The sequence below is a fragment of the Bradyrhizobium sp. HKCCYLRH3099 genome (assembly GCF_051167855.1).
In the GTDB taxonomy this organism is placed as follows: Bacteria; Pseudomonadota; Alphaproteobacteria; order Rhizobiales; family Xanthobacteraceae; genus Bradyrhizobium.
Map to the genome: position 1 here is coordinate 50850 of NZ_JBNPTW010000007.1, position 26886 is coordinate 77735.

Below are 26886 nucleotides of genomic sequence, written 5' to 3' on the forward strand. Positions count from 1 at the left end.
GCACTATATTGAAGGCCGCCTTGTCCGGCGGCCTTCTTCGGCTGCGAAAATGGCAATTATTCACGACGATCGTGCATCACCGCCCCCGCCCTTCGTCAACGCCTTACGAACACCCCGTCGTGCTGCCGCACGTATCGCACTTCATGCAGGTGCCGTTCCGGACTAGCGTGAAGTTGCCGCACTCCGAGCACATCTCGCCTTCGTAGCCCTTGGCCTTGGCTTCGGCGCGGCGTTCGGCCTTGGAGGCGACTTGCGCGTTGGCGGTGCCGGCCTTGCTCCATTGCAGGGCTTCGAGCTTCTCGGTGGGCGAGAGGTCGTGTTGCGCTTCCTGCTTCAGGGCGACGGCGCCTTCGATGGCGTCGCCGGCGCGGGAAGAGGAGAGGGCGGTGACGCGGCCGGACGGGCTGCCATCATGCGGAGCCGAGACCGCCGCCGTGCTCGACGACGAGCCGCCGCGCATCACGACGAGGTTGTCGGTGCGGGAGCGGGTCAGGCCGCGCGAGACGTATTTTGCGGCCTGCTGGCTCGGGCCGTCCTCCGACGGCTTGCCTTCGTCGACGCCGCGGCCGAGCGCATCGAAGTTGCTCTCGGACGGATCGACATGGGCGAGGTCGAAGCGCGACATGTAGCTGACGGCGAGCTCGCGGAACACGTAGTCGAGGATCGACGTCGCATATTTGATCGAGTCGTTGCCCTGCACGGGGCCGGCCGGCTCGAAGCGGGTGAAGGTGAAGGCGTCGACATACTCCTCCAGCGGCACGCCGTATTGCAGGCCCAGCGACACCGCGATCGCGAAGTTGTTGATGAAGGAGCGCAGTGCCGCGCCCTCCTTGTGCATGTCGATGAAGATCTCGCCGAGGCGGCCGTCATCATACTCGCCGGTGCGCAAGTACACCTTGTGGCCGCCGACGACCGCCTTCTGGGTGTAGCCCTTGCGGCGATCCGGCATCTTCTCGCGCTCACGCATCACCACGATGCGCTCGACCAGCTTCTCGACGATCTTCTCCGAGACCTGGGTGGCACGCGCGGCCATCGGCTTCTCGTAGAAGGACTCGACCGCATCGTCCTCGTCCTCGTCGTCCGAGATGAGCTGCGAGTTCAGCGGCTGCGACAGCTTCGAGCCGTCGCGGTACAGCGCGTTGGCCTTCAGCGCGAGCTTCCAGGAGAGGAGATACGCCGCCTTGCAGTCCTCGACCGTGGCGTCATTCGGCATGTTGATGGTCTTGGAGATCGCGCCCGAGATGAACGGCTGTGCCGCCGCCATCATGCGGATGTGGCTCTCGACCGAGAGATAGCGCTTGCCGATCTTGCCGCAGGGATTGGCGCAATCGAACACCGCGTAGTGCTCGGCCTTGAGGTGCGGGGCGCCCTCGACCGTCATCGCGCCGCAGATGTGCACGTTGGCGGCCTCGATCTCGCGCTTGGTGAAGCCGATGGCGGCGAGCAGCTCGAAGGTCGGGGACGCCAGCGCGTCCGCCGAGACGCCGAGCTGCTTGGTGATGAAGTCCTCGCCGAGCGTCCACTTGTTGAACACGAACTTGATGTCGAACGCGGTCGGCAGCGCCTTCTCGACCTTGGCGATGGCTTCATCGGTGAAGCCCTTGGCCTTCAGGGTCGACGCGTTGATGCCGGGCGCGTTGGACAGCGAGCCGTGACCGACGGCGTAAGCCTCGATCTCGGCGATCTCGCTCTCGCGATAGCCGAGCGCGCGCAGCGCCTCCGGCACGGCGCGGTTGATGATCTTGAAGTAGCCGCCGCCGGCCAGCTTCTTGAACTTCACCAGCGCGAAATCGGGCTCGATGCCGGTGGTGTCGCAATCCATGACGAGGCCGATGGTGCCGGTGGGGGCGACCACGGTGACCTGGGCGTTGCGATAGCCGTTGACCTCGCCGAGCGCGAGCGCGTCGTCCCAGGCCTGGATGGCGTGGCTGACGAGCGAGACCTGCGGGCAGTGGGCGTGGTCGAGCGGCACCGGGTTGACCGAGAGGGCCTCATAGCCGGTGGCCTCGCCCTTCGCCGCGCGGCGATGGTTCTTGATGACGCGCAGCATGTGCGCGGCGTTCTTCTTGTAGCCGGGGAAGGCGCCGAGCTCGCCGGCCATCTCGGCCGAGGTCTTGTAGGCGATGCCGGTCATGATCGCCGAGAGCGCGCCGCACAGCGCGCGGCCTTCCTTGCTGTCGTAGGACAGGCCCATGGTCATCAGCAGGCCGCCGATATTCGCGTAGCCGAGGCCGAGCGTGCGGAACTCGTAGGAGAGCTCGGCGATCGCCTTGGACGGGAACTGCGCCATCAGCACGGAGATCTCGAGCACGATGGTCCAGAGCCGGCAGAGATGCTCGTAGGCGCCGACGTCGAAGTGCTTGGTGGAGGTGTTGTAGAACGTCAGCAGGTTGGCCGAGGCCAGGTTGCACGCCGTGTCGTCCAGGAACATGTATTCCGAGCACGGATTGGACGCGCGGATGTCGCCGGACGCCTTGCAGGTGTGCCAGTCGTTCATCGTGGTGTTGAAGTGCAGGCCGGGATCGGCCGAGGCCCAGGCGGCGTGGCCGATCTTCTCCCAGAGGTCCCTGGCCTTCAGCGTCTTGACGACCTTCTTGTTGGTGCGGCCGATCAGGCTCCAGTCGCCGTCGGTCTCGACCGCGCGGAGGAAGTCGTCCTTCAGCGACACAGAGTTATTGGAGTTCTGGCCGGAGACCGTCAGGTAGGCTTCCGAATCCCAGTCCGTGTCGTAGATCGGGAAGTCGATGTCCTTGTAGCCCTGCTTCGCGAACTGGATGACCCGCTTGATGTAGTTGTCGGGCACCAGCGCGCGGCGCGCGAGCTTGATCTCGCGGCGCAGGGCCGGGTTCTTCTCGGGATCGAAGCAGTCGTCGCCGGAGCCCTCGCAATTGACGCAGGCCTTCATCACGGCCTTCAAGTGCTTCTGGTTGATCTTGGAGCCGGTGACGAGAGCGGCGACCTTCTGCTCCTCCTTCACCTTCCAGTCGATATAGGCCTCGATGTCCGGATGGTCGGCGTCGACCACGACCATCTTGGCGGCGCGGCGGGTGGTGCCGCCCGACTTGATCGCGCCGGCGGCGCGGTCGCCGATCTTGAGGAAGCTCATCAGGCCGGACGAGCGGCCGCCGCCCGACAGCTTCTCGCCTTCGCCGCGCAGCCGCGAGAAGTTCGAGCCGGTGCCGGAGCCATATTTGAACAGGCGCGCCTCGCGCACCCACAGGTCCATGATGCCGCCGTCATTGACGAGATCGTCCTCGACGCCCTGGATGAAGCAGGCGTGCGGCTGCGGGTGCTCGTAGGACGATTTCGACTTGGTCAGCTTGCCGGTCTTGTAGTCGACGTAATAATGGCCCTGGCCGGGGCCGTCGATGCCATAGGCCCAGTGCAGACCGGTGTTGAACCATTGCGGCGAGTTCGGCGCGACCATCTGCTTGGCGAGCATGAAGCGCAACTCGTCGTAGAACGCGACGGCGTCTTCCTCGGAGGAGAAATAGTTGCCCTTCCAGCCCCAATAGGTCCAGCAGCCGGCCAGGCGGTCGAACACCTGCTTGGCGGAGCGCTCGCTGCCGTAGCGCTCGGATTCGGGCAGGGCGGCGAGCGCGTCGGTGTCGGGCACCGAGCGCCACAGCCAGGACGGCACGCTCTCTTCCTCGACCTTCTTCAGGCGCGCGGCGACGCCAGCTTTCCGGAAATACTTCTGCGCCAGCACGTCGGAGGCGACCTGCGACCAGAACTCGGGCACTTCGACATTCTCGAGCCGGAACACCACCGAGCCGTCCGGATTCCTGATCTCGGACGTGGTCAGGCGGAAGTCGATCCCTTGATAGGCCGACTGCCCTTCGGTGGTGTTGCGCCGTTCAATCCGCATCGCGAGCCCCAATTGTTCTTGCCGGACCGCGTTTGGCGGCCGGGATCATTGCATCCAAAGGCGGTGGCGAGCGAGTCCCATCCCCGAGATCTCGTGTGCCGCCGCAGTTCAACCGGTCGCCCGGTCCCGTCTCTCTTCAACGCCTCACGCGTGCCGTCCGGCTCCATCGCCGCTGCAAGACAGCCCCCACATCTAGTGGGGGCCCTCGCAGCCCCGTCTTCACGACCACCCCGCCGCGGGACAGACGACGAGCCGCACGCCGGGCCTGTTGGCCTTCTGGCGCGGTCATCCTCAAAACCCTTCTGGGAGCGGCCGGCGAAACGAGACACACGATGAAGCGCCGAACCGGGCCGGAAGCTAGGACGACTCCGCTTCCCCCGTCAAGGACTAGTGGGGGTTCCCTAACCAAACACTAAATATGGGGGAAAGTGCGGGATAACCAGGGCGCGTGCCGGTATCGTGATGGCCGTAACTATCGACGAGTCCTCACGGATTCGAAACCAAAAAAATTTGCTCCAGGTGCTGTCCACAGGGCTTCGTCCCGCTGTTCACAGGGGCAAATTTATTCGCGGCATGCGGGTGTGTTTTGCTTGCATCGGCGGGACTCACGGCGGCTTACGGGCAGGGCGCGGGGCAGGCATGCCCCACAATCCCTGGTGTGGTCAGGAAAACGCCGGCAAGCTGATGGTCCCACAGACGGCGCCGGTTGATTCCATGACAGACAAGCCAACGGCCAGCGGGCGGATCACGCCCGCCGGGCTGATGTTTCTCGCCATCACCTCGCTCGGCTGGGGTTTCAACTGGCCGGTGACCAAGCACCTCGTCGGCGTGCTGCCGCCGCTGACCTTGCGCGGCACCACCGGCGTGGTCGGCGCGCTGCTGCTGGCGCTGCTCGCGGTGATCCGAAGCCAGAGCCTGGCGGTGCCCCGCGAAATCTGGCCGCGGCTGATCCTGGCGGGGATGCTCAACGTCACCGCCTGGATGGTGCTGATGGGGCTGGCGCTGCTGTGGCTGCCGGCCAGCGAGGCGGCGTTGATCGCATACACCATGCCGGTGTGGGCCTCGCTGCTGGCCTGGCCAATTCTCGGCGAGCGGCCGACGGCCTTGCGCGTGCTGGCGCTGGTGCTGGCCTTCGCGGGGCTCGCGTCGATCATGGGCGCCAACGGGCTGAACGCCAGCCGCGACAAGCTGCCGGGCATCCTGATGGTGCTGGGCGGCGCGTTCGGCTTCGCGCTCGGCACGGTCATGGCCAAGAAGCTGCCGATCAAGCTGCCGCCTTTGTCGGCCGCGGCCTGGCAGATCGGCATCGGCTGCGTGCCGATCGTGATCGCAGGCTTCGCGCTCGAGCATTCCGACTGGACGAAGCTCGACCAGCTCGACTGGGCGCTGATGTTCTACTCCACCGTGATCCAGTTCTGCGTCGCCTATGTCGCCTGGTTCGCGGCGCTGTCGCGGCTGCCGGCCTCGGTGGCAGCGATCGGCACCATGGCAGTGCCGGTGATCGGCGTCGTGGCGTCGGCGATCGCGCTGCGCGAACCGCTCGGGGCCGGGCAGATCGCCGCGCTCGTCTTCACGCTGGGGGCGGTGGCGCTGGCGACGCGGGGCTAGCGCCAGCGGCCGGCGCCTCGTCGAGGGCGCGGCGGACCATCTGGGCGAGTTCGGCGCGGCGGTAGGGCTTGGTCAGCAGCAGCGCATCGGGCACGAGCAGCCGGTTCTCGATGATCGCATTGTCGGTGTAGCCGGAGGTGTAGAGCACGCGCAGCCCCGGCCGCGTCGCCCGGATGGTCTCCGCGAGCTGCTGCCCGCTGATGCCGCCGGGCATGATGACGTCGGTGAACAGCAGGTCGAACGGCTCGGCCTCGGCGATGCTCAGGGCTTCCGCGGCGTGCGCGGCGGCGAGGAGGGTGTAGCCCAATCCGCGCAACTGCCCGAGCACGAAGTCGCGCACCAGCGGATCGTCCTCGACCACGAGAATGGTCTCGTGGCCATTCGGCAGCGTGTGTTCGAGCTCCGGCTCCGACGGCTGCTGGACCCTGGATGCCGGCAGATACAGCCGGATGGTGGTGCCGCTGCGCTCCTCGCTGTACAGGCTGATATGGCCGCCCGACTGCTTGACGAAGCCATAGACCATGCTGAGCCCGAGGCCCGAGCCCTTGCCGGCCTCCTTGGTGGTGAAGAACGGCTCGAAGGCGCGGTTCTTGACCTCGGGCGGCATGCCGGCGCCGGTGTCGCTGACCGCGACCAGGACATAGCGGCCGGGCGCGACGCCCGGATTGGCCGCGGCATAGGCCTCGTCGAGCGAGGTGCTCATCGTCTCCAGCAGCAGCTTGCCGCCGTCCGGCATCGCATCGCGCGCGTTGATCGCCATGTTCACGATGGCATTTGCCAACTGCGCGGAATCGACGTGGGCCACGAGCTCCTCGTCGGCGAGACTGGTCCTGATCTCGACCTGCTCGCCAAGCGTCGGCCGCAGCAGCTTGGCGATGTCCTGCACGGTGGCATTGACGTCGATGTCGCGCGGCCGCAGCGGCTGCTTGCGCGCAAACGCCAGCAGATGACGGATCAGCTCGGTGCAGCGATCGGTAGCTCTGCTGATCAGCGCGGCGAGCTCGGCCGCCGCCGGCCGGTCGCGGACGATGTCGATCAGCATCTCGATCGAGCCGGTGATGATCGTCAGCATGTTGTTGAAGTCGTGCGCGACGCCACCGGTGAGCTTGCCGATCGCGTCGAGCTTCTGCGCCTGCTGCAGCAGTCGCTCGATCTCGCGGACATCGGTCACGTCGTGATACACGAGCGCAGCGCCGTTGATCGCGCCGTCGGAGCCGCGCAATGGCCGGCCGCTCACCATCAGGCGGAAGTGCGGCCGGCCATCGGTGGGCTTGACCACGACCTCGCGGCGATCGAAGGACAGCCCAAGCAGAGCGCGCGCGATCGGCAGCTCGTCATTCGGGATCTGCGTGACGCCGTCGCTCTCGTAGAACAGATTTTCGACGACCATCTCGGCGAAAGTCTTGCCGACGTCGGTTCCGAGAAATTGTCCCACAGCCTGGTTCGACAGGAGGATCGTGCCCCCGGGATCGATCACCAGCACGCCCTCCGCCATGCTGTTGAAGGTGCTCTCGAGAATGGCCGAGGAGCGGCGCAGCTCATCATAGGCGGCGGCGAGATCGCCGCGCTGCTGCAGGGCCTGAGCCTCCAGCGAGGTCGCGACAGCTTGGGACCGGGAGAGGGACGAGCGTAGCGCCCGGTCGGACAGATAGGCACGGCGCACGAGATAGGCTGCGATCAGGAGCAGAAGGCCGATACCGGCGAGGTCGATCGTCAGCAGCCACGCTCCCGTTCGGCGCGAGATCGCGGCCCGCTCCGCAAGTAGCCGGCGCTCCTCCTCGGTGAACGCGTTGAGCGTCTGGTTGATCGTCGTCATCGCTGTGAGTCCGGCCGAACTCGCCGCCAACGCCTGCAATCCGTCGCGATCATGTGCGGCATGGCGGCGAATGAGTTCACCGGCCAGCGCGATCCGCCGCTGCACGACATCGGCGACCTGTCCGAGCCGTTCGGCCTGGCCGGGATTGTCGCGCACCAGTTGCCGGAGATCCGTCCAGGCGGACGGAAGCAGGTCTCTCGTCGCCTGAAACTCGGAAATGAAGTGCTCGTCGCTCGTCAACGCAAACCCGCGCGAGGCGGCCTCGGCCTGCCGGAGCAGGACGCGCAACTCGGAGGCTTTCTCAAGGACCTCCATCGTGTGCTCGACCCAGGCGTTTTCCTTGCGGGCCTTGATGTCAAGCGCGGTTGACGCGGCTCCGATCGCCAGCAGCGTACCAAGGCCGAGCCCGATCGCCACGCGCCGGCGAATCATCGGCAAGCTCCAAGGGCGCGCAATGCGCTCGGTGCGTCGAGCATCATCGTGATGATGAGGTACCTATCGTGAATGGCGAATGTTTCGGTTGGCAAATGTCATGAGTTGTAATCAACGGCAGGCGTCCTGCCAAACTCATTTTTGAGTTCCAACTAATTCCATCGCTCTGGCTTCATGCAGCGACGGATGCCCTTCGTAGTTCCAATTCCGCGACGCGGTCAGGCGGAGTGTGCCTGCTGCTGGGTTGGCGAGACGTCCGCAGAGCCGTTCAGCGCAAGGCGGACCATTTGAGCGAGCTCCGACTTGCGATAGGGCTTGGTGAGAAGCAAAGCGGTCTGATCGATACGGCCGTGCTCGATCATGGCATTGTCAGTATAGCCCGACGTATACAGAACCTTGGTGCCGGGCCGCTGCCGGAGCGCTTCCTCGGCGAGTTCCTTGCCATTGACCCCGCCGGGCATGATGACGTCGGTGAACAGCAGATCGAACGACTGGCCGGCTTCGATCTTGGCCAGCGCCTCGACGCCCGTCGACGCCGTGACGGTCTTGTAGCCGAGACTCTGAAGCTGCGACACGACGAAGTCCTGCACCAGAAGATCGTCTTCCACGATGAAGATCGTCTCCTCGCCACGCGGCGGCGGCAGCTCGGGTGCAGCCGGCGTCACGACCTGCTCGGGAGGAGCGGGGATGTAGAGGCGGATGGTGGTGCCCCGGCCTTCCTCGCTATAGATCTTGATATGACCGCCGGACTGCTTGACGAAGCCGTAGACCATGCTGAGGCCGAGCCCCGAGCCTTTGCCGGCCCCCTTGGTCGTAAAGAACGGCTCGAAGGCGCGGTCGCGCACTTCGGGCGACATGCCGGTGCCGGTGTCGCTCACGGCCACCATGATGTAGGAGCCCGGCGCCACGCCGGCATTGGCCGCGGCATAGGCCTCGTCGAGCACCACACGGCGGGATTCCAGCAACAGCTTGCCGCCATTGGGCATCGCATCGCGCGCGTTGATCGCCATGTTGACCAGCGAATTGGCGAGCTGCGCGGAGTCGATATGGGCGATCAGCGTCTCCTCTTCGAGGATCGAGTTGATCTCGATCTGCTCGCCGAGTGTCGGGCGCAGCAGCTTGGAGATGTCGAGGATCGTGCTGTTGACGTCGCTGTTGCGCGGATGCAGCGGCTGCTTGCGGGCGAACGCGAGCAGATGCCGGATCAACTCGGTGCAGCGGTCGGCCGCCTGGCCGATGAGCGCCGCGGTGGCGGCGGCGGCCGGCCTGTCCCTGACCTCGTCGGCCAGCGTCTCGATCGTGCCGGTGATGATCGTCAGCATGTTGTTGAAGTCGTGCGCGACGCCGCCGGTCAGCTTGCCGATGGCGTCGAGCTTCTGCGCCTGATGCAACAGCCGCTCGGTCTCATGAGCCGTGGTGATGTCGTGATAGACCATGGCCGCGCCGGTGATGTTGCCGGCCGTATCGCGCAGCGGACGGCCGCTGATCATGAGCCGCAGCGTCTCGTCGCGCTCGGGCAGATGGACGATCAGCTCGCGGCGGTCGAACGACTCGCCCCGCAGCGCGCGCGGGGTGGGCAGGTCCTGCGGCGCAATCGGCGTCATGCCGTCGCTCTCGTAGACGCGGAGCTTTGACCGGACCTCCGTGAGATTGCTGCCGGGATGGTAGCCGAGCAGGCGCTCGACGGCGGGGTTGGAGAACACGACGGTGTCGGCGGCATCGATCACGAGCACGCCTTCGGCCATGCTGTTGAAGGTGCTCTGCAGGATTTCCGCGGAATGACGCAGCTTCTCATGCGCCTCGACGAGGTCGAGGTGCTGCTGCTCCGCCTTCTCGGCCAGCGACATGGCTTCTGCCTCGGACCGCACCAATGATGCGCGAAGCGCCCGGTCGTGGAGATAGGCCCGGCGAATGAGATAGCCGGCGAGCAGCAGCAGCAGGGCGAGGCCGGAGAGATCGATTCCGAGCAGCAGCGAACCGGTGGTTCTCGATGTCGCCGATCGCTCCGCCAGCAGTTTTCTCTGGTCGGTGACAAAGCGGTCGAGATTGGCGGTGATCGCGCTCATGGTAGCCGGGCCCTCGCCGCTGCGCCGGAGCGCCGCAAGGCCCTCACTGTCCGACGCCGCGCGCAAGCGAACCAGCTCGGCGGCGAGCTCCACCCTGCGCGCGATGAGGGCCTGGGTTTCGGAGAGAAGCTTTTGCGGATTGGGATTGTCGCCGACCTCGCGCTGCAGATCGGCGACCGCGACCGGTATCTTGCTGACGACCTCGGCGAACTCGGTCTTGAATTGATCCTCCCCGACGAGCGCATAGCCACGCGACGTGGCCTCGGCCTCGCGCAGCAGCAGACGGAGATCGGAGGTCTTCTGCAGGATGTTCAGCGACGAGTTCACCCAGGCCGAGTCATGGCGCGACTTGATGTCCAGCGCCGTCGACGCGGCGCCGATCGCGAGCAGCGTTCCAAGACCGAGCCCCAAGACCGGGCGCTGACGGATCATCCGCATGTTGCCTTCGTCGACCTGAACCGGCTGCGCTCGGGCGCGCGACGGGCCAACCGGTGATTGGCTCGGAGCCGGGAGCGTTGGAGGTCATGAAGATATGTCGGCAAGGCGCGCCTCCTTGTTCGAAGTTCCCGGCGCGTTCGAGGGCAACAGCCCAGCCCGCGGGGAAGCGGTACTGCGCTGCGCGGATCTCGCGGAACTCAAGTGGTCTCTACGGAAAGCAAAAACTCAGGTGATATCGCCCACGAACAGAATCACGAGCTCAATGATATTGGACCGGAACGCACGGTTCCTCTGCACGTCGGGTAGCACAAATTCGAAATTTCGGCAAAAATCCGGTGGTAACGTGGCGTGACGGACACACGACGAACAAGCATCGGACACAAAATGAAAGCGGCGAGGGGAGGCCTCGCCGCTTTCGCTGTTTCAAACGTCGATGTCGGCGTTACGGGCAGGGATGGCGGTTGCCGTCATAGCCCAGATAGGTCCCCGACGCCGGATCGTAGGAGCGGTAGCGGCGTGCGCAGTAGCTCGCATCGCGACCCTCGGTGCCGACGACTGCGACGGGCTCGGAGTCATCGTAGTAGGAGTAGTCGGAGTAATAGCTCGGGCCGTAATAATACGGATCATTGTAGTAGGCGTAGCTGCTGCCAAGACCGATGCCGACGCCGACACCGACACCCGGCCAGAAGCCGCCGCCACGATGATGCCAGCCGTGGCCACCGCGCCAGCCGCCGCCTTGCCAGTTGCCTCCGCCGCCATGCCAGTTGCCGCCGCGGTTCCAGCCGCCGCCGCCGACATTGGCGGCAACGCTGCCCGCGCCCGGTCCGCCGCCGCCACGACCTGCGAATGCTCCTCCGCTGATTCCCGGACTACGGCCGGCAAAGCCGCCGCCCATGCTTGGGCTTGGTGCCGCCGACAGTCCGCCACGTCCGCCACCGCCCATGGCTGCGCCGCCACCGCCGCCGACGGCTGCACCTCCGCCACCCATCGCTGCGCCGCCACCGCCACCAATGGCCGCGCCTCCGCCGCCGCGCGCACCGCCAGGGCCGCCACCTTGTGCAAAGCTCGTCGTCGCCGTCGCGAGCGGCAGCATCAGCGCCATCGCCGCCACGGCGCTTAATGTCTTCAGCTTGGTCATCGATCTGACTCCATCAGGGAAAGTGATCCAACCGCCGGCGGGGGATGTCGTTCCCCGGGCAAGGCGGTGCAGGACCGCGGCCAATCGCCCGCAACACTGGACAAGTCGCAAGCGGGGTGGCATCAGAGCCCATCCTCACAGAACCGGCCTCGGCGCATGAAACAGTTCTTTCTCAAGCTCTTCACGTGGTGGAACGGCCAGACTTTCGGCACCCAGCTGTGGACCTGGCGTTTCGGCGAGCTCGTGGGGCAGGATGCGCAGGGCAACCGCTATTATCGGACCGCCGGCGGCAAGATCGATCCGGTGCTGCATTTCGAGCGCCGCTGGGTGATCTACAACGGCCTGGCCGAGGCCAGCCGCATTCCGCCGGAATGGCACGCCTGGATGCATCATACGGTCGACGTGCCGCCGACTCAGGACGGCTACAAGCCGCGCGAGTGGGAGAAGCCGCATCAGCCCAACCTGACGGGCACCGCGCTGGCCTATCGTCCGGCCGGCTCGACCTTGGCCAGCGGCCGCCGTCCCAAGGCGACCGGCGATTATCAGCCCTGGACTCCCGGCAGCTGATTCGAATTGCTGTGGATGATCGGCAACAGGCCGTCTGGCTCGCGGGCGGCCTTTTTGTTGCGCCGCGACCATTCCGACGAAGCGCTCCCGTTGCTGTGAGTGAATAGCCAGCGGCCGACGGTCACGATGGCAAGGCGCCGCGTCTCGGTCTCACCCTCCCCCTCCCCCTCCAGGGGAGGGTGGCAGCGGGGCTGACCTCGAAGCTGCACGCTGCGGAAGCGTTCGCGAGGCGGGCAGACGCGATTCCCTGGAAACACATCATGTTGAGGGGACGGCTGCCTTCAAGGATGTTGAGGGGACGGCGGTGTTCAAGGCGGCCGCGGCGCGCTCCGCCGCTTCGACACGCCGCGTCCGGAAGGGCGCGATCCGCTCCAGCATGCGTGACAGCACCTCCGGTGGCGCCGTGTCCGGCGAGCCCGCGGTGAAGGGCGGCTCGGGGTTGTATTCGAGCCTGAGCTGAATCGCTTCGGCCGTCGGCCGGTCGACGAGCTGCGCCACGACGGTCAGCGCGAAATCGATGCCCGCGGTGACGCCGCCGCCCGTGATGCGATTGCGGTCGATGCAGACCCGTTCCTTGCTCACGGTTGCGCCGAACAGCGGCAGGCACTCGCGCGCGCTCCAATGCGTCGCGGCGCGATAACCGTCGAGCAGACCGGCCGCGCCGAGTGCCAGCGAGCCCGTGCACACCGAGGTGATGTATTTGGCGCCCTCGGCCTGGCGGCGGATGAAGCCGATCACCTCGGCATCCCCGAGAATGGCGTCGACACCGAACCCGCCGGGAATGCAGATCACATCGGCTTGCGGGCATTCGGCGAAGGTCGTCGTCGGCATCAAGGTGAGCACGGAGTCCGTCGGAATCGGCTCGATTCGCTTCCAGACGAGATGCAGCGTGGCGCCGGGCACGCTCGAGAACACCTGGACCGGGCCGGTGAGGTCGAGCTGGGTCAGGTTGGGAAACAGGACGAGGGCGATGGACAGCGGTTCGGCCATGACGGCGCTCCCTGACGTTACGGGTTGACGGGAAACACCCTGCATGATCCGCTGCTTGTCTAATATGGCGAAGTTCCCTCGATTTCAGCCAAGCCATTCAGTACATCCCTTGGTGGAGCGACCCGCATGATCGGCGTGCTCATCTTTCCCGACTTCCAGCTGCTCGATGCCGCCGGGCCCATCTCGGTGTTCGAGATCGCGGCCCGCTACACGGGCGCCGCGCCTGCGATCAGGGTGGTCGCCGCGACGCCGGGGCCGGTGCGGTCGTCATCGGGCGCCGAGATGCTGGCGCGCAAGTTTGGTCGGGTGTCGGGACTGAAGACCCTGCTGATCGCCGGCGGCGAGGGCGTGGAGGCGGCCAGCCGCAATGCCTGCACGCTCAATTTCGTGCGCAAGGTCGCCCAGCGCGGCACCCGCATCGCCAGCATCTGCTCCGGCGCCTTCGTGCTGGCCGAAGCGGGCCTGCTCGACGGACGGCGGGCAACGACGCATTGGCAGCGCACCCGTCAATTCCTGCGCATGTATCCGAACGTGAAACTGGAGCCGGACAGCATCTATGTGCGCGACGGCCAGGTGTGGAGCTCGGCGGGCATCACCGCGGGCATCGATCTCGCGCTCGCCATGGTGGCGGACGACCACGGCGAGGAGATCGCGCGGAAGACGGCGCGGCAGCTCGTGCTGTATCACCGGCGCAGCGGCGGCCAGTCGCAATTCTCCTCGCTGCTCGAGCTGAAGGCGCCGAGCGGGCGTTTCGCCGAGCTCTTGACCTGGGCGCGCGAGCATCTCGACGAACCGCTGACGGTTGATGATCTCGCCGATCGCGCCGGCATGAGCACGCGCCACTTCACCCGTGCTTTCGTCGCCGAGACCGGCACCACGCCGTCAAAGGCGATCGAGCGGCTCAGGCTCGAGGTCGCGCGCGATCACGTGCAGGCCTCGCATCAGCCGATCGAGCTGGTGGCGGAGACGACCGGTTTTCGCGATCCCGAGCGGATGCGCCGCGCCTTCATCCGCGCCTTCGGCCAGCCGCCGCAGGCCTTGCGGCGTGCGGCGCGGGCCGGATAGGCTCAGCCGAGGTCCGTAAGAGATCGCGGAGGTCGCGCGATGGCCGGCACTTCGATGAGCTTGGGGATCATCGTCCCGTCGCCCTATGTGATCGAATTCTCCAAGCTGCGGCAGCAGCTGGAGGAGGCGCATCTCGCCTGGGCGCTCGAATGGAAGCGGCAGCAGCAGGACTTCGTGATCGAGAACATCCGCTTCGCGCATGACCCGCACTGGAAGCAGCGCGTGTTCAGCGTGCAGGCGGCGCGCGACGGTAACAATTGGGTCTGGCGCGTGACGCGCGTCATTCTCACGTGCAGCGGATTGTCGGTCTGAGCGGAGCGGCGTGGTCTCACCAGATGAAACTCGCAGCCGCAGAAGGTCCGCTGCAGGGCCGGCGTGCTTTGTAGATGTTCAGGAATGTCGGCGCGTGGTTTGCATCCGGCGATGCCGGACCTATAGTCCGCGGCTTGAAGATATCAGCAGATCGGGGTCATGCGCGTTTCCATCATCACCGGCAGCGGAGCCGGCATCGGCGCTGCCGTCGCGCGCCGTCTCGCAGGGCCGGGGCAGGGCCTGATGCTTCACGGCCAGGGCGCTGATGAAGCTGGGCTTGCGAGGTTGCATAAGGTCGCCGAGAGCTGCCGTGAGGCCGGGGCCGAGGTGGCCATCTATCGCGGCGATCTCGCTACCGCGGGCGCTGCATCTGATCTCGTCGGGGCTGCGCGTACCAAGTTCTGCCGTATCGATGCACTGGTCCATGCGGCGGGCTTCGCCGATCGCCGCGGCTTTCGCGACCTGCCGCGCGAGGGGCTGGAGCGCTCGCTCCAGGTGATGCCGGCGGCCTTTCATGAGCTCGCGAGCGCGGCGCTGCCGGAGCTGTTGCAGAGCGCGCAGGCGCGGGTCGTCGCGATCTCCAGCTTCGTGGCGCATCGCTTCGTGCCGGGCGGCACCTTTCCCGCGTCGGCCGCCGCCAAGGCGGCGCTGGAGGCGCTGGTGAAATGTCTCGCGATCGAATTGGCCGCGACCGGCGGTTCCGCGAATGTCGTGATGCCCGGCTATACGCGCAAGGACGAGGGCCGGCTCGGCTCGCTCGATCCGGCGGCGTGGCAGAAGGCGGCGGCGGCCAATCCGCAAGCGCGCTTGGCTGAGCCCGACGATATCGCGGCCGCCGTGACCTTCCTGCTGTCGCCCGACGCCGGCCACATCACCGGCGCGGTGCTGCCGGTCGATGGCGGCCTGACCCTGATGTAGATGGATCGATTGATGATGCAGAATGGACTTGAGACCGCCGACGTGGTCGTGCTCGGCGCCGGAATCGTCGGCGTCTCCACAGCCTTCGCCAACCGGGAGCGCGGGCTTTCGGTGGTGCTGGTCGACCGCAAGCTGCCGGGCGAGGAGACCTCCTACGGCAATGCCGGCATTCTGTCCTCGGGCTCGATCCTGCCGCTCAACAAGCCCTCGCTGTTCAAGGCGCTGCCGTCCTATCTCGGCAATCAGAACGCGGCGCTGCGCTGGAATCCGTCCTGGACGTTGCGCAACCTCGACTGGGTGCTGCGCTTTCTTGCGAATGCGGTGGAGTCCCGCGTCAAGCCGCGCGCGATTGCGCTGCATGGGCTGATCGGCGCCTCGCTCAAGCTGCATCGCGACTGGATCGTCCGCGCCGGCGAACCGCAGCGCATCCGCGAGACCGGCTGGCTCAAGGCGTGGCGCAGCGATGCGCTGGCTGCCGCCAAGGCCGAGCAGGCGTTCCTGGCTGAATACGGCATCAAGAGCGAGGTGCTCGATCGGCAGGGCATCTCGGCGCTCGAGCCCAACATCGTGCCGGTCTACAAGGTCGGGCTGCAGCACAGCCAGACGGCGTCGGTGGATTCGCCCGGCAATGTGACGAAAGCCTATGCGCGGATGTTCGAGGGCGCGGGCGGCGTGCTGCGGCAGTCCGAGATCCGGGCGCTGTTGCCCGACGGCGACGGCTGGCGCGTGCTGCTCGGCGACGGCGAGATCCGCGCGCGCAACGTCGTCGTCGCGCTCGGGCCGTGGTCGCCGGATCTTTTGCGGCCGCTCGGCTACAAGGTGCCGATGGCGTTCGAGCGCGGCTACCATCAGGAGTTCACGCCGAACCCGAACCGCACGCTGTTGCGGCCGATCAACGATGCCGAGGGCAGCTTCCTGATGACGCCGATGGAGAACGGTGTGCGGGTGACCTCCGGCGTCGATCTGACCGATCGCGACGCGCCGTCGAACTTCTCCCAGCTCGAACAGGTGGTGCCGCAGGCGCGCGGCGTGATCGAGTTCGGCGACGCGGTGGCGCAGCCCTGGCGCGGCGCTCGGCCGACCTTGCCGGACTCGCTGCCCATGATCGGGCGGGCGCCGCGGCATTCCGGCCTGTGGCTTGCATTCGGCAACCAGCACATCGGCTTCACCACGGGGCCGGCCACGGGTGCTGCGATCGCCGCGATGATCGCGGGCGAGGCGCCGTCCTTTGACGCCTCCGCCTTCGCGCCAAGCCGGTATCTCTGATGAGCCGCGACCGCGTCACGCCGGAGCCAAGATGAACTACACCTGGGACTTTGCCATCCTCACCAAGTACAGCCATCTGTTCTGGGTGGGGCTTGGCTGGACCATGGCCTACACGCTCGGCACGATCCTGCTCGGGACGGTGATCGGCCTGCTCGTCGGGATCATCCGGCTGCGCCGCCTCGCGGTGATCGACTGGCTCCTGATCGGCTATATCGAGCTGTTCCGCTGCACGCCGCTGCTGGTGCAGATCATCTGGTTCTACTACGCATTCCCCGTGGTGATCGGCGTCAATATCCCCGCGCATGTCGCGGCCGTGACGGTGCTGTCGCTGTATGCTGGCGCGTTTTATGCCGAGATCGTGCGCGGCAGCATCGAGAGCGTGCCGCGCGGGCAATGGGACGCGGCCCGGGCGCTGGGATTGCGTCCCTGGCGGATAATGCGGCTGGTGATCCTGCCGCAGGCGCTGAAGCCGATGCTGGCGCCTTACGTCAACCAGTCGGTCACGCAGCTGAAGAACACCTCGCTGGTGTCGGTGATCGCGGTGCCGGATCTCGTCTACAACGCGACCCTGATCAATGCTGATACCTACCGGCCGCTCGAGGTCTACACCATCATCGCGATCATCTATTTCGCGATCCTGTTCCCGGCGACGTTGTTGAGCCGCCGGTTCGAACGGGGGATGAGCTACGACAAGGCGTGAGTTCGTTGCATTTGCCCCGCCGTCATTGCGAGGAGCGAAGCGACGAAGCAATCCAGAGTCGCGCGCGCGGTCCTGGATTGCTTCGCTTCGCTCGCAATGACGGTGGAGAGAATGCAGCTTCCCTCAGATATTCACTTCCACCGGCACGTCCTCGGCCTTGACGCCGGCCAGGCCGAGGCCCTTGACGAACCATTCGCGCATCTGGCCGATGCCGCGGTTATAGTCGACCCACACCGCGAGGAAGTCGCGCCAGCGCTTGTCCGGCTCGCGGCGGACACCCATGCTGGAGGGGATCGCGACCGACGGCGATTGCAGGATCTTGTAGGTGCCGAGATTGGGGTTCTTGGCGATCGCCGTCAGCCCCAAAATCAGCGCGTTGACGACGACGTCGACACGGCCCGAGGCCATCTCCAGCATCACCTCGTCGCGCGACTTCAGCGACTTGATGGTGGCGTTCGGCGCGAACCGCCGTGCCACGGCCTCGTTGGCGGAGCCGACGTCGACGGCGATCTTGACCTCGGGCTTGTTGATGTCGGCCCAGGTCTTCGCTTCCATGCCCTTCTTCAGCATGGCGCCGAACGGATGCGGGAACACCGTGCCGCAGAAGTCGATGACGAGCGCGCGCTGCGGCGTCGGATTGAGCGCGAAGCCGAGATCGATCTTGCCGGCCTGCAGGTCGAGCACCGAATTGCCGTAGGTGGATTCGACATATTCCAGCTTGACGTCGAGCAGCTTGGCGATGTCATTGGCCATCTCGATCGAGAAGCCCGACCATGTCCCGGAGGCGAGGTCCTTGTTGAAATAGGGCAGCTCGCCGGGCAGCACTGCGATGCGCAGCACCTTGTTGGCGCGGACGCGGTCGAGCGTGTTGTCGCCGGCCGCCTGTGCGGATGCGGGCGTCGTCGTCATCGCGGACGCGAGCGCCGCGCCGGAGCCGATGGCGAGCGCATAACGCAGCGCCTCGCGGCGGTCCTCGGAAATCTTCTGATCGTCTGATGTGGTCACATCAACCTCCTGCACCAATGGCGCGGAGCGTAGCGTCGGCGCCGCACGCCAGCAACAAGCATCTCGGTGCTGATAGCTGTCCTACGCACGACACGCAGCCGTGATGCTGCGCTGCCTCATTCGCGTGCAGGGCTGATCGCACCGTGATCAGTCCCGCCGGATGGAAGTGATGAGGATCGCAAGCGGTCGACGACAGGTCGCAACAGTTGCGGCGCGAGGTGAATGGGAAACTGGCTCATCGCAAAGTAGAGCCACGTCATGCCGGGAATTGCGCCGTCGGTCGCCGCGAGCATCAGCCCCATGTTGCGAAGCGACACCATCACGCCCAGCGCCATCGCCCGCTCGCGGCCAAAGCGGCGAAACAGCAGCATCGTGATACCCAGAAGCAGGAAGAACACCGCGAAGGCGAGCACGGCCAGTCCCAGCATGCGGAACGGGCTCGCGACCAGGTCGATCAGGAAATGCGCCATGATGGCGGAGGCGAACACGAACAGGATGAGGATATTGAAGCCGTCGATCGGCGCGCGGTAGCGGCGGATACGGTCGCTGCCGAAGGCGAGGCGGATCACGGCGGCGACCGCCAGCGCGGCCGCGAGGATGCCGGCGAGCTTCAGCCCCAGCGCGGCCGGCGACAGCGCCAGTGTCTCTCCGAGAAAGACATAGGCGAACAGCGGCGCCGTGAAGGGCACCAGCGCAGTCGATGTCACCAGCGTGATCAGAACAAGCATCGCATCCAGCCCCATCAGCGCCGCGAGCGCGGGCGAGGCCATCATCGGCGAGGCCGAGGCCTGCAGCATCAGCGCGAGATAGAGATCCGGGGCGGCGGCATCGGCGCCCGTGATGTGCCCGATGCTACCGACCAGGGCAGGGACCGCGATCGTGGTCCAGGCGGTTGCCAGGAGCACCAGCCGCGGCCGGCGCAGATGCGCCGACAGCATCGCGATGTCGACGCGCATGAAGGAGATGCAGAGCAGCAGGAATATCGCGTGCGTGACGTAGGGTCGCGTCAGTTCGCCGACCGGCGGCACGGCGATCGCGACCAGCAGCACCGCCGCAACGGCGCGGGTGCCCTGGTCTCCGAGCCAGCTCAGGGCCCGCAGCGGAACAGCGAGTGGCCCGGAGAACGGCATCGGAATTCCAGTCGATGTGAATCAATGAACGCGCGAACCATGGGCTGGCCGCGCGTTCATGCAAAGTCACATCTGGTTACGGACGATGTCGGCGCCTGATCTCACTGCGCGCTGGAGCCGCCGACCACGATCTTCTCGTTGAGTTTGAAGTCGACGGTCTGCACGGTCTGGTCGATCTCGGGATTGGGCATGCCGATCTGCTGCGCGATCAGCTTCACCAGCAGATCGACGCGCTCGATGAAGGGCGCACCGGCAGCGACCGCACGCGCCGCCGACGACGGCTTGAGCAGGCTCTCGGCCGCCTTGGCGTATTTCTCGAACGGCACCTGGTCGCTCGGATCGGCGCCGAGCTTGCGCGCGATCGCATCGACATGCTCGTAGATCGCCTTGGACTGCGCGAGATTGCCGTGCACGGCGTCGCGGATCGGCTGCGGCTCGCCGCGTGTGATGCAGCGGTAGTTGCCGGTCAAGAGCATCGACCATTTCGCCAGCGGCACGAACAGCGAGTCGAACACCTTCAGCTTGACCGGCACGTCCTGGCCGTCGAGCGTGACGGCATCGATGTCGCGCTCCAGCTCGCGCAGCAGCGCGTTGTGCTTGGCGTCCTCGAAGGCCGCGGCCTTGAAGTTCGTCGGCAGGCCGACATGCAGCACGTTGGCGCCTTCCTCCGGCGGACGAAACGCCTGCGGATCGGGCGAGCACAGCGTGACGAGGCCGGGCGTGAAGCGCTCCCACACCGAGGCATTGGTGTAGGCCTCCTCAAGGTCGACGTTGGCCAGGGCCGGAATGCGCTTCAGATAGGGCAGCGGCGGCATGTTCATGATCGACAGGCACGGCAGCTTCGCCTCGGCGATCTTGACCATCAGCACACGGATCGTGTGATTGGTGTATTGCGGCTCCTGCATCGCCAGGCCGACGAGATCGTAGCGGGAGAGATCGACGGCGTCGGGCGAGACGGCGTCGAGCTTGCCGGGCAGGTCGCGCGAGAAGATAGAGCGATGCGCGGGCTCGTCGCGCAGCTTGATGCGGACCTCCGTGCCCTCGCGATTGATCAGCTCGGCGGTCTTCTTGCGGCACACCAACGTCACGTTGTGGCCGGCCATCAGCAGCTTGGTGCCGAGCAGGGAGCCGTAGGAGGCTCCGAGAATCAGGATATTGCGTGCCATTCCTTGGTTTCCCCAGTGATTGGTTTGCGTTCGCGCTTTTTCATTGGCGATCATGTCGCTCAGACGCCGCCGGACGCCACGGGCCCGGCGAAGCGGTATCCCCGGCTTCGATGTCCGTGGCATACCACGGCTTTCATCCCATGGAATGGGCGATCTGGCAAGTGCAGCGCACCAAAACCGCGGGCCGGCGCGGCCTTCAGCTCAGCGCCATATAGCGCCCTGGCTTGTGGTTGATCGCGATGATGATGTTGACGATCACGATGCCGAGCACCGACAGGGCCAGCCGGTCGACCGGGATGACGAAGAACGCCGCGAGCATGATGAGCCCGTCGACGGCGAGCTGGAAGTAGCCGGCGCGGATCTTCCAGTTCTCCTGCAGATAAAGCGCCAGGATGTTGATGCCGCCGAGGCCGGTGCGGTGGCGGAACAGCATCAGCAGTCCGGTGCCGGTCAGGCCGGCGCCGATCACCGTCGCGTAGAGCGGGTCGATATGGCTGATGTCGACCCACAAGGCCGTCAGCCGCGAGAACAGCGCGACGAGCCCAACCGCGACGAAGGTGCGGATCGTGAACGGCCAGCCCATGCGCCGGACGGCCAGCGCATAGAACGGCAGGTTGATCAGGAAGAAGCTGACGCCGAAGCCGTAGCCGCTGACATAGCTCAGCAGCAGCGACAGGCCGGCGGTGCTGCCGACCAGCAGCAATGTCTTGCTGTAGATGAGCATGCCGAGCGACACGAACAGCGTGCCGAGCGTCAGCGCCATCGCGTCCTCGTAGAGCTTGTGACGCTCCTGCACCGCGGCCTCGGTCACGCCGGTCATCTCGACGCTCGCTGCCCTCAGAGCGACTTGAACAGGCCGGCGACGCGCGCGACGTCGGCGAGCTTCAGGCCGGCGATGTTGATGCGGCCGGAGGTGGGCATGTACACGCCGTGCTTCTCGCGCAAGGTCATGACCTCCGCCGGCGTGACCGGCAGCAGCGAGAACATGCCCTCCTGGACGCCGATCGCCACGGTGTTGGACCAGCGGCCGCCGAGCGCCTCTGCGAAGGCGCCGCGTAGCGCCGCCAGGCGCTGGCGCATCGTCTCGAGCTCGCTGCTCCAGTCGGCGTACAGCTCCGGCGTGCTGAGGATCGTCTTCACGATCGCCGAGCCATGGTCGGGCGGCATCGAATAGCTGGTGCGGGCGAGCGCGACGAGATTGGAGCGCGCGGTCTCGGCCGTGGCCTGCGCCGCGGCGACGGCGTACAGCGCGCCGGTCCGCTCGCGGTAGAGGCCGAAGGATTTCGAGCAGGACACCGCGAGCAGCGCTTCGGGAACGGCCGCGATCATTGCCCGCAGGCCGGCGGCGTCGCCGTCGAGACCGGCGCCGAACCCCTGATAGGCCGAGTCGATCAGCGGCACGAGGCCGCGGGTCGCGATCACGTCGGTGATGCGCGCCCAGTCCTGCGCGGTCAGCGGGGCCCCGGTGGGGTTGTGGCAGGAGGCATGGATGAGGACGGCATCGCCCGGCGCGGCGCGCCGCAGCGCCTCCAGCATGCGATCGAGCTGAAGCGTCTGCGAGGTGACATCGAAATAGGGATAGGTCTCGATCGCGAGGCCCGCGGCTTCGAAGATCCCGGCGTGATTGGGCCAGCTCGGCAGGCCCAGCCAGATCTTGCCGGTGCCGGCCTGGCGGATCAGGTCGGCGGCGAGCCGGAGCGCGCCGGAGCCGCCGGGGGTCTGCACGCCCGCGGCATGGACGGAAGAGGCCTTGCCGCCGACCATCGACCACAGCAGGTCGAGGAAGGCCTGGTCGCCTTCCGGTGCCACATAGGCCTTGCTGCTCTGGCTCTCCCAGATCAGGCGCTCGGCTGCCTTCACGGCGCGAAAGATCGGCGAATTGCCGGCCTCGTCGCGATAGACGCCGACGCCGAGATCGACCTTGTCGGCCCGCGTGTCGGCCTTGAAGATGCCGATCAAAGCGAGCAGGGGATCATCGGGCTGGCGGGTCAGTCGTTCGAACATCGGGGCAATCCTGTCGGCTGGCAGCCCTGCGGGCGGCCATTGCCGTCCTCGCGGGCGCGCGGACATTATCCGGGTTGCAGCGCAAAAACAGCCGGATTTTCCGCAACGCTCGGCCGCACCCCGCGAATGCGCAATCGGCAAACCATCATCCGCCCAGCGGGGTCAGATTCGCGGCTTCGGCGCGGGCACGCGGTCGGCGTCGCCGGAGTTCGGTTCGCCCTTGGGTTCGATGAGGAGCACCTTGACCTCCTTTGCCGCGCGCGGGCGGTGAACGACGCCTTTGGGGACGACGAACAACTCGCCGGCCTTCACCGTCCGCGACGGCTGCCCCTGGATGTCCATTTCCATTTCGCCTTCGAGCACGAGGAAGAAGTCGTCCGTCGTGTCATGCTTGTGGAAGGGAAATTCGCCGATGAATTTTACGACCATCACGTCATTGTCGTTGTAGTCGGCGACGACGTGCGGGTCTCAATGGCTCGTGAATTGGCTCAGCTTGTCGGCGAGGTTCACGGTCTTCATGGGGAAGTCTCCTGCTGCGAACAAGACAAATGTGAGCGGTACGGTCGGCTTGCACGGCATGTCGTCGCTGTTCACGCGCGAGCAAGCCGCTCTCGCACGAGCGGAATTCATCACATCCAAGAACGCACCCCGCGAAATCGCCGGGCGTGTGCCATCTCGAGCGCAGCGTGGGGATGCTCAGATGCCGCTTGGACGATCCAGCTGCTTCAGCCATGCGCCGATGTCTCGCGCGGCGACATTGGCCTGGTCGAGCAGCTTGCCCATGGTGAAGAAGCCGTGGAATTGGCCGGGATGGGTGCGATGCGTGACCGGCACGCCGGCCTCGCGCAGGCGGCGCGCGTAGTCGTCACCTTCGTCGCGCAGCGGGTCGGCGCCGGCGGTGAGCACATAGGCGGGCGGCAGGCCGGCGAGCGTCTCGGCCTTGGCGGGAGAAGCGCGCCAGTCATGAATATCGGCGGCGCTGTTGAGATAGTGATCGCGAAACCAGCGGATGACCGAATGCGTCAGCAGCACGCTGGTCTCGGGCTCGCTGTGCGAGGGATGGCTCATCGCGAAGTCGGTGGCTGGATAGATCAGCACCTGTCCGGAGAGCTTCGGGCCGTTGCCGTCACGTGCTGAGAGCGCGACCACGGCGGCGAGATTGCCGCCGGCGGAATCGCCGCCGACGCTGAGCCGGGACGCGTCAACGCCGAGCGAGGCGGCGTTGGCGGCGACCCAGCGCGTGGCCGCGACGGCGTCGTCGACCGCCGCGGGGAACTTGTGCTCGGGCGCGAGGCGGTAGTCGACCGACACGACGATCATTTCGCCCTCATGCGCGAGCGCGCGGCAGACGACGTCATGCGAATCCAGATTGCCGATCACCCAGCCGCCGCCGTGGAGGAACACCAGTCCCGGCGCGAGGCCGTCGGCGTGCCGCACGGATTTCGGCCGATAGAGCCGGGCGGGGATCGCGCCATGCGGCGCGGGGATGGAGAGCTCCTTGACGTCAGCAAGTTCGGGCGGCTCCGGATTGCTCACGACTCGTCCGGCGAGATAGTAGTCCCGCGCTTCCTGTGGCGTCAGCGTTTCGTAGGCAGGGCGGCCGGCCTCCTGGAACGCCTTGTAGACGGCGGCGGCATCGGCATCGAGTTGTACGGGCATTGGGAAGCGACCTGGTGTGTTGATTGATGATTGCGAGTGATCAGGCGGCGGTGCGGCCGCCGTCGACGGTGTAGGCGGCGCCCGAGACGTAGCTCGCATCGTCCGAGGCGAGGAAGGCGACGATTGCCGCCACCTCCGCGCCCTGTCCGAGCCGGCGTGCCGGCACGCGGTCCACGACCTTCTCGATCGGAACGGCAGGTCCGCTGCGCCCCTCGATAATCGCGCTGAGCATGCGGCTGTCGATCAGGCCGGGGCAGATGCAGTTCACGCGCACGTTCGTGCCGGTGCATTCCCATGACGCGCTCTTGGTCAGGCCGATCACCGCGTGCTTGCTGGCGCTGTAGACGGCGATCTGCGGCGAGCCGATCAGGCCGGCGATCGAGGCGGTGTTGATGATCGAGCCGCGGTTCTGCTTCAGCATCACCGGCAGCACGTGCTTCAGGCCGAGGAAGACGCCGACGACGTTGACGTCGAGCACGCGACGGAAGGCGTCGAGCGGATAGTCGGTGATCGACTTGATCTCGCCCTCGACGCCGGCATTGTTGAAGAACACATCGATGGTACCGAAGCGATCGCAGGCCTGGCGGACATAGGATGCGACCTGCGCCTCGTCGGTGACATCCGCCGTGATGGCGAGTGTCTCGGCGCCGGCGGGCAGGGCGCGCGTCGCTTCGTTGAGGTCCTGCTCCCGCCGGTCGACGGCGACGATGCGGGCGCCGCGCGCGGCGAGGAGCTGCATGGTCGCGGCCCCGATCACCCCGGCCGCGCCGGTGACGACGGCGACCCTGCCGTCGAGACGGATCGAATCAGGCATCTGTTTCCTTCCCGTGCGCCGCGGCTCGGGGCCGCGGTCTTGTCGCGTGTTGGTTTCACGCTATGTCTTGATCATGCAACTATCTCATTGGATGAACCAGATGGCCACCTCGCGGTGCGCTGGTAAGTCGCCCTTTCCCCGCCGTATTCGGCGTGTTAACGGGAGGGCTGATCGAGAGCGGCGGATGGGTCATGACGCGATTTGATTGTCCCGAACCCCGATTCGCCTGATAAAGCCGCGCGAGATGCACCGAACAATCGCCCTGACCGGTATCGCGGCATTGCTGGCCGCCACATCCCTCACGCTGGCTGCGCCTGCGCACGCGCAGATCGGCACCATTTTCTCCGATCCTGTTCCCCGGCCGCCCGGCAACATTCCGCGTCGCGGAGAACCGATGCCGCCGCCCGACGAGGAGGAAGAGGTTCCCGAGCTGCCGCAGGGGCGTGTGCTGCCGGCGCCGACGCGGCCGCCGCCAGGGCAGGGCGCCGCCTTGCCGGGACCGGTGCAGTCGCAGCCCTTGGCGCCGCCTCCGGGAACGACGATCCTGCCGCAGAACAATCCGCCGGTTGCGGCCGCGCCGCCGGGCGGCCAGCCCGGCGCTGCGCCCGGTCAGCGGCCGGCTCCCCGTGGCGCGCCCCAGAACGCGGCCATTCCGCCGAACGGTGCCGTGCCGCAGACGCCGGCGACCATTCAGCCGGGCGACGAGGTGGTCACCGAGCTGCCGACGCAGAAGATCGTGAACAAGAAGGCGAGCTTCTCGGGGCTCGACAAGATCACCGGACGGATCATCAATTTCGACGAGGATATCGGCGAGACCGTGCAGTTCGGCGCGCTCCGCGTGAAGACCGACGCCTGCTATACGCGGCCGGCCACGGAAGCCGCCAACACCGACGCTTTCGTGCAAGTCGACGAGATCACCTTGCAGGGCGAGGTGAAGCGGATCTTCTCCGGCTGGATGTTCGCGGCCAGCCCCGGCCTGCACGGCGTGGAGCACCCGATCTACGATATCTGGCTGGTCGACTGCAAAGAGCCGCAGAACACGGTTGCGAGCGCCGCGCCCGATCAGAAGCCCGCGGCAGCCCCGCAGCCGGCGCAGAAGCGCCCGCCGCAGCAGAAGCAGGCCGCGCCTCGGCCGCCAGGACCGCCGCCGCAGTACCAGACGCAGCAGGTGCCACCGCCGCCTCCGCCGCCCCAGTCGGGCGGACCGTTCGGCGGCGTGTTCCGATAGACGGCCTCAGCCGCGCGCGGCGATGATCGCGAGCGCGTCGGCTCCGGGCAGGGGCCGATCCACCGGCAGTCTCGCGAAGTTCGCCGCCGGTCCAGTGAGCGCCTTTTCCAGCAGGACCGTGTAGCGACGGCGCGGAATCTCGACCGCGCCGAAGGTCTTGAGGTGCTCGGTGACATATTGCGTGTCGAGCAGCTCGAAGCCGCCGGCGATCAGCCGGGCGACCAGATGCACGAGCGCGACCTTCGACGCGTCGCGGGCGCGGTGGAACATGCTCTCGCCGAAGAAGGCCCGGCCCAGGCTGACGCCGTAGAGGCCGCCGACCAGCTCGCCGTCCTGCCAGCACTCGACGCTGTGACAATGGCCCATCGCATAGAGGCCGCTGTAGAGCTCGCGGATGCGCCGGTTGATCCAGGTGTCCTCGCGGCCGGGCTGCGGCTCGGCGCAGCCATCCATCACCGCCTTGAACGCCTGGTTCACGGTCACCGTGAACGCGTCGGAGCGCACGGTGCGGGCGAGCCGGGAGGCGACGCGGAAGCCGTCCAATGGAATGAGGCCGCGCAGCTCCGGCTCGACCCAGAACAGCGAGGGGTCGTCGGCGCTTTCGGCCATCGGGAAGATGCCGCAGGCATAGGCACGCAGCAGGACCTCGGGCGTGATCTCGGACGCTGCGGAGTCGCGCGAATTCATGGTGTGAGC

Annotated in this window: 21 protein-coding genes and 1 pseudogene; 8 read left to right on the plus strand and 14 right to left on the minus strand. The window is 66.6% G+C overall.

What is annotated here, in order from left to right; genetic code table 11:
- Positions 1–103: 103 nt before the first annotated feature.
- Entirely contained in the window at positions 104–3868 is a 3765-nt protein-coding gene (locus tag ACQR1Y_RS16090; RefSeq protein WP_434875872.1) for a vitamin B12-dependent ribonucleotide reductase, read from the minus strand.
- A 714-nt stretch (positions 3869–4582) separates the two neighbouring features.
- On the opposite strand from ACQR1Y_RS16090, the gene ACQR1Y_RS16095 reads away from it, so the two are divergent.
- Positions 4583–5476 (plus strand): DMT family transporter, encoded by an 894-nt coding sequence (locus ACQR1Y_RS16095; RefSeq protein WP_434875873.1) that lies wholly within the window; start codon positions 4583–4585, stop codon positions 5474–5476.
- On the opposite strand, the gene ACQR1Y_RS16100 is transcribed toward ACQR1Y_RS16095, so the two are convergent.
- The 3 genes from ACQR1Y_RS16100 to ACQR1Y_RS16110 form a co-directional block, all read right to left on the minus strand.
- Positions 5439–7724 (minus strand): CHASE3 domain-containing protein, encoded by a 2286-nt coding sequence (locus tag ACQR1Y_RS16100; RefSeq protein ID WP_434875874.1) that lies wholly within the window; start codon positions 7722–7724, stop codon positions 5439–5441. The genes ACQR1Y_RS16095 and ACQR1Y_RS16100 overlap by 38 nt on opposite strands.
- Positions 7725–7942: 218 nt before the next feature.
- Positions 7943–10222, minus strand: a complete 2280-nt coding sequence (locus ACQR1Y_RS16105) for a CHASE3 domain-containing protein (protein WP_434876026.1) — start codon at positions 10220–10222, stop codon at positions 7943–7945.
- A gap of 448 nt (positions 10223–10670) precedes the next feature.
- On the minus strand, positions 10671–11366 hold the full coding sequence (locus tag ACQR1Y_RS16110) for a BA14K family protein (protein ID WP_434875875.1): 696 nt from the start codon (positions 11364–11366) through the stop codon (positions 10671–10673).
- 156 nt (positions 11367–11522) lie between these two features.
- Here ACQR1Y_RS16110 and ACQR1Y_RS16115 point away from each other — a divergent pair, with 156 nt between their 5' ends.
- On the plus strand, positions 11523–11933 hold the full coding sequence (locus ACQR1Y_RS16115; RefSeq protein ID WP_434862426.1) for an NADH:ubiquinone oxidoreductase subunit NDUFA12: 411 nt from the start codon (positions 11523–11525) through the stop codon (positions 11931–11933).
- Between the two features lie 258 nt (positions 11934–12191).
- On the opposite strand, the gene ACQR1Y_RS16120 is transcribed toward ACQR1Y_RS16115, so the two are convergent.
- Positions 12192–12923, minus strand: coding sequence for a DJ-1/PfpI family protein (locus ACQR1Y_RS16120; RefSeq protein ID WP_434875876.1), 732 nt, complete (start codon positions 12921–12923; stop codon positions 12192–12194).
- Between the two features lie 126 nt (positions 12924–13049).
- On the opposite strand from ACQR1Y_RS16120, the gene ACQR1Y_RS16125 reads away from it, so the two are divergent.
- The 5 genes from ACQR1Y_RS16125 to ACQR1Y_RS16145 all read left to right on the plus strand — a co-directional run bounded on the left by ACQR1Y_RS16125 (position 13050) and on the right by ACQR1Y_RS16145 (position 17184).
- The gene (locus ACQR1Y_RS16125) at positions 13050–13988 is read left to right on the plus strand and encodes a GlxA family transcriptional regulator (protein ID WP_434875877.1); all 939 of its coding nucleotides are present in this window, start codon (positions 13050–13052) and stop codon (positions 13986–13988) included.
- 39 nt (positions 13989–14027) lie between these two features.
- Positions 14028–14300 carry a hypothetical protein gene (locus ACQR1Y_RS16130; protein WP_434875878.1) on the plus strand — a complete coding sequence of 91 codons (273 nt, stop codon included), beginning with the start codon at positions 14028–14030 and terminating at the stop codon, positions 14298–14300.
- 159 nt (positions 14301–14459) lie between these two features.
- Positions 14460–15218, plus strand: coding sequence for an SDR family NAD(P)-dependent oxidoreductase (locus ACQR1Y_RS16135; protein ID WP_434875879.1), 759 nt, complete (start codon positions 14460–14462; stop codon positions 15216–15218).
- Positions 15219–15233: 15 nt separating this feature from the next.
- Positions 15234–16484, plus strand: a complete 1251-nt coding sequence (locus ACQR1Y_RS16140; RefSeq protein WP_434876027.1) for an NAD(P)/FAD-dependent oxidoreductase — start codon at positions 15234–15236, stop codon at positions 16482–16484.
- 31 nt (positions 16485–16515) lie between these two features.
- On the plus strand, positions 16516–17184 hold the full coding sequence (locus ACQR1Y_RS16145) for an amino acid ABC transporter permease (protein ID WP_434875880.1): 669 nt from the start codon (positions 16516–16518) through the stop codon (positions 17182–17184).
- Positions 17185–17307: 123 nt separating this feature from the next.
- Here ACQR1Y_RS16145 and ACQR1Y_RS16150 read toward each other — a convergent pair whose 3' ends face one another.
- From ACQR1Y_RS16150 to ACQR1Y_RS16185, 8 genes and pseudogenes are all read right to left on the minus strand, one after another.
- Positions 17308–18189 (minus strand): transporter substrate-binding domain-containing protein, encoded by an 882-nt coding sequence (locus ACQR1Y_RS16150; RefSeq protein WP_434875881.1) that lies wholly within the window; start codon positions 18187–18189, stop codon positions 17308–17310.
- A 116-nt stretch (positions 18190–18305) separates the two neighbouring features.
- The gene (locus ACQR1Y_RS16155) at positions 18306–19319 is read right to left on the minus strand and encodes a Na+-dependent transporter (RefSeq protein WP_434875882.1); all 1014 of its coding nucleotides are present in this window, start codon (positions 19317–19319) and stop codon (positions 18306–18308) included.
- 101 nt (positions 19320–19420) lie between these two features.
- Positions 19421–20485 (minus strand): ketopantoate reductase family protein, encoded by a 1065-nt coding sequence (locus ACQR1Y_RS16160; RefSeq protein WP_434862297.1) that lies wholly within the window; start codon positions 20483–20485, stop codon positions 19421–19423.
- 196 nt (positions 20486–20681) lie between these two features.
- The gene (locus tag ACQR1Y_RS16165) at positions 20682–21305 is read right to left on the minus strand and encodes a YitT family protein (RefSeq protein ID WP_434862296.1); all 624 of its coding nucleotides are present in this window, start codon (positions 21303–21305) and stop codon (positions 20682–20684) included.
- A gap of 17 nt (positions 21306–21322) precedes the next feature.
- Positions 21323–22489 (minus strand): amino acid aminotransferase, encoded by a 1167-nt coding sequence (locus ACQR1Y_RS16170; protein WP_434875883.1) that lies wholly within the window; start codon positions 22487–22489, stop codon positions 21323–21325.
- A 162-nt stretch (positions 22490–22651) separates the two neighbouring features.
- Positions 22652–23008 (minus strand): annotated as a pseudogene (locus ACQR1Y_RS16175) (cupin domain-containing protein).
- A gap of 177 nt (positions 23009–23185) precedes the next feature.
- Positions 23186–24148, minus strand: coding sequence for an alpha/beta hydrolase (locus ACQR1Y_RS16180; RefSeq protein WP_434875884.1), 963 nt, complete (start codon positions 24146–24148; stop codon positions 23186–23188).
- Positions 24149–24188: 40 nt separating this feature from the next.
- Positions 24189–24962 carry an SDR family NAD(P)-dependent oxidoreductase gene (locus ACQR1Y_RS16185; RefSeq protein WP_434875885.1) on the minus strand — a complete coding sequence of 258 codons (774 nt, stop codon included), beginning with the start codon at positions 24960–24962 and terminating at the stop codon, positions 24189–24191.
- Positions 24963–25206: 244 nt separating this feature from the next.
- Here ACQR1Y_RS16185 and ACQR1Y_RS16190 point away from each other — a divergent pair, with 244 nt between their 5' ends.
- Positions 25207–26190 (plus strand): DUF2155 domain-containing protein, encoded by a 984-nt coding sequence (locus ACQR1Y_RS16190; RefSeq protein ID WP_434862291.1) that lies wholly within the window; start codon positions 25207–25209, stop codon positions 26188–26190.
- Positions 26191–26196: 6 nt separating this feature from the next.
- Here the strand turns inward: ACQR1Y_RS16190 and aat are convergent, their stop codons facing one another.
- Complete coding sequence (aat, locus tag ACQR1Y_RS16195; protein ID WP_434875886.1) at positions 26197–26877, minus strand: leucyl/phenylalanyl-tRNA--protein transferase; 681 nt, start codon at positions 26875–26877, stop codon at positions 26197–26199.
- Between the last annotated feature and the right edge of the window lie 9 nt (positions 26878–26886).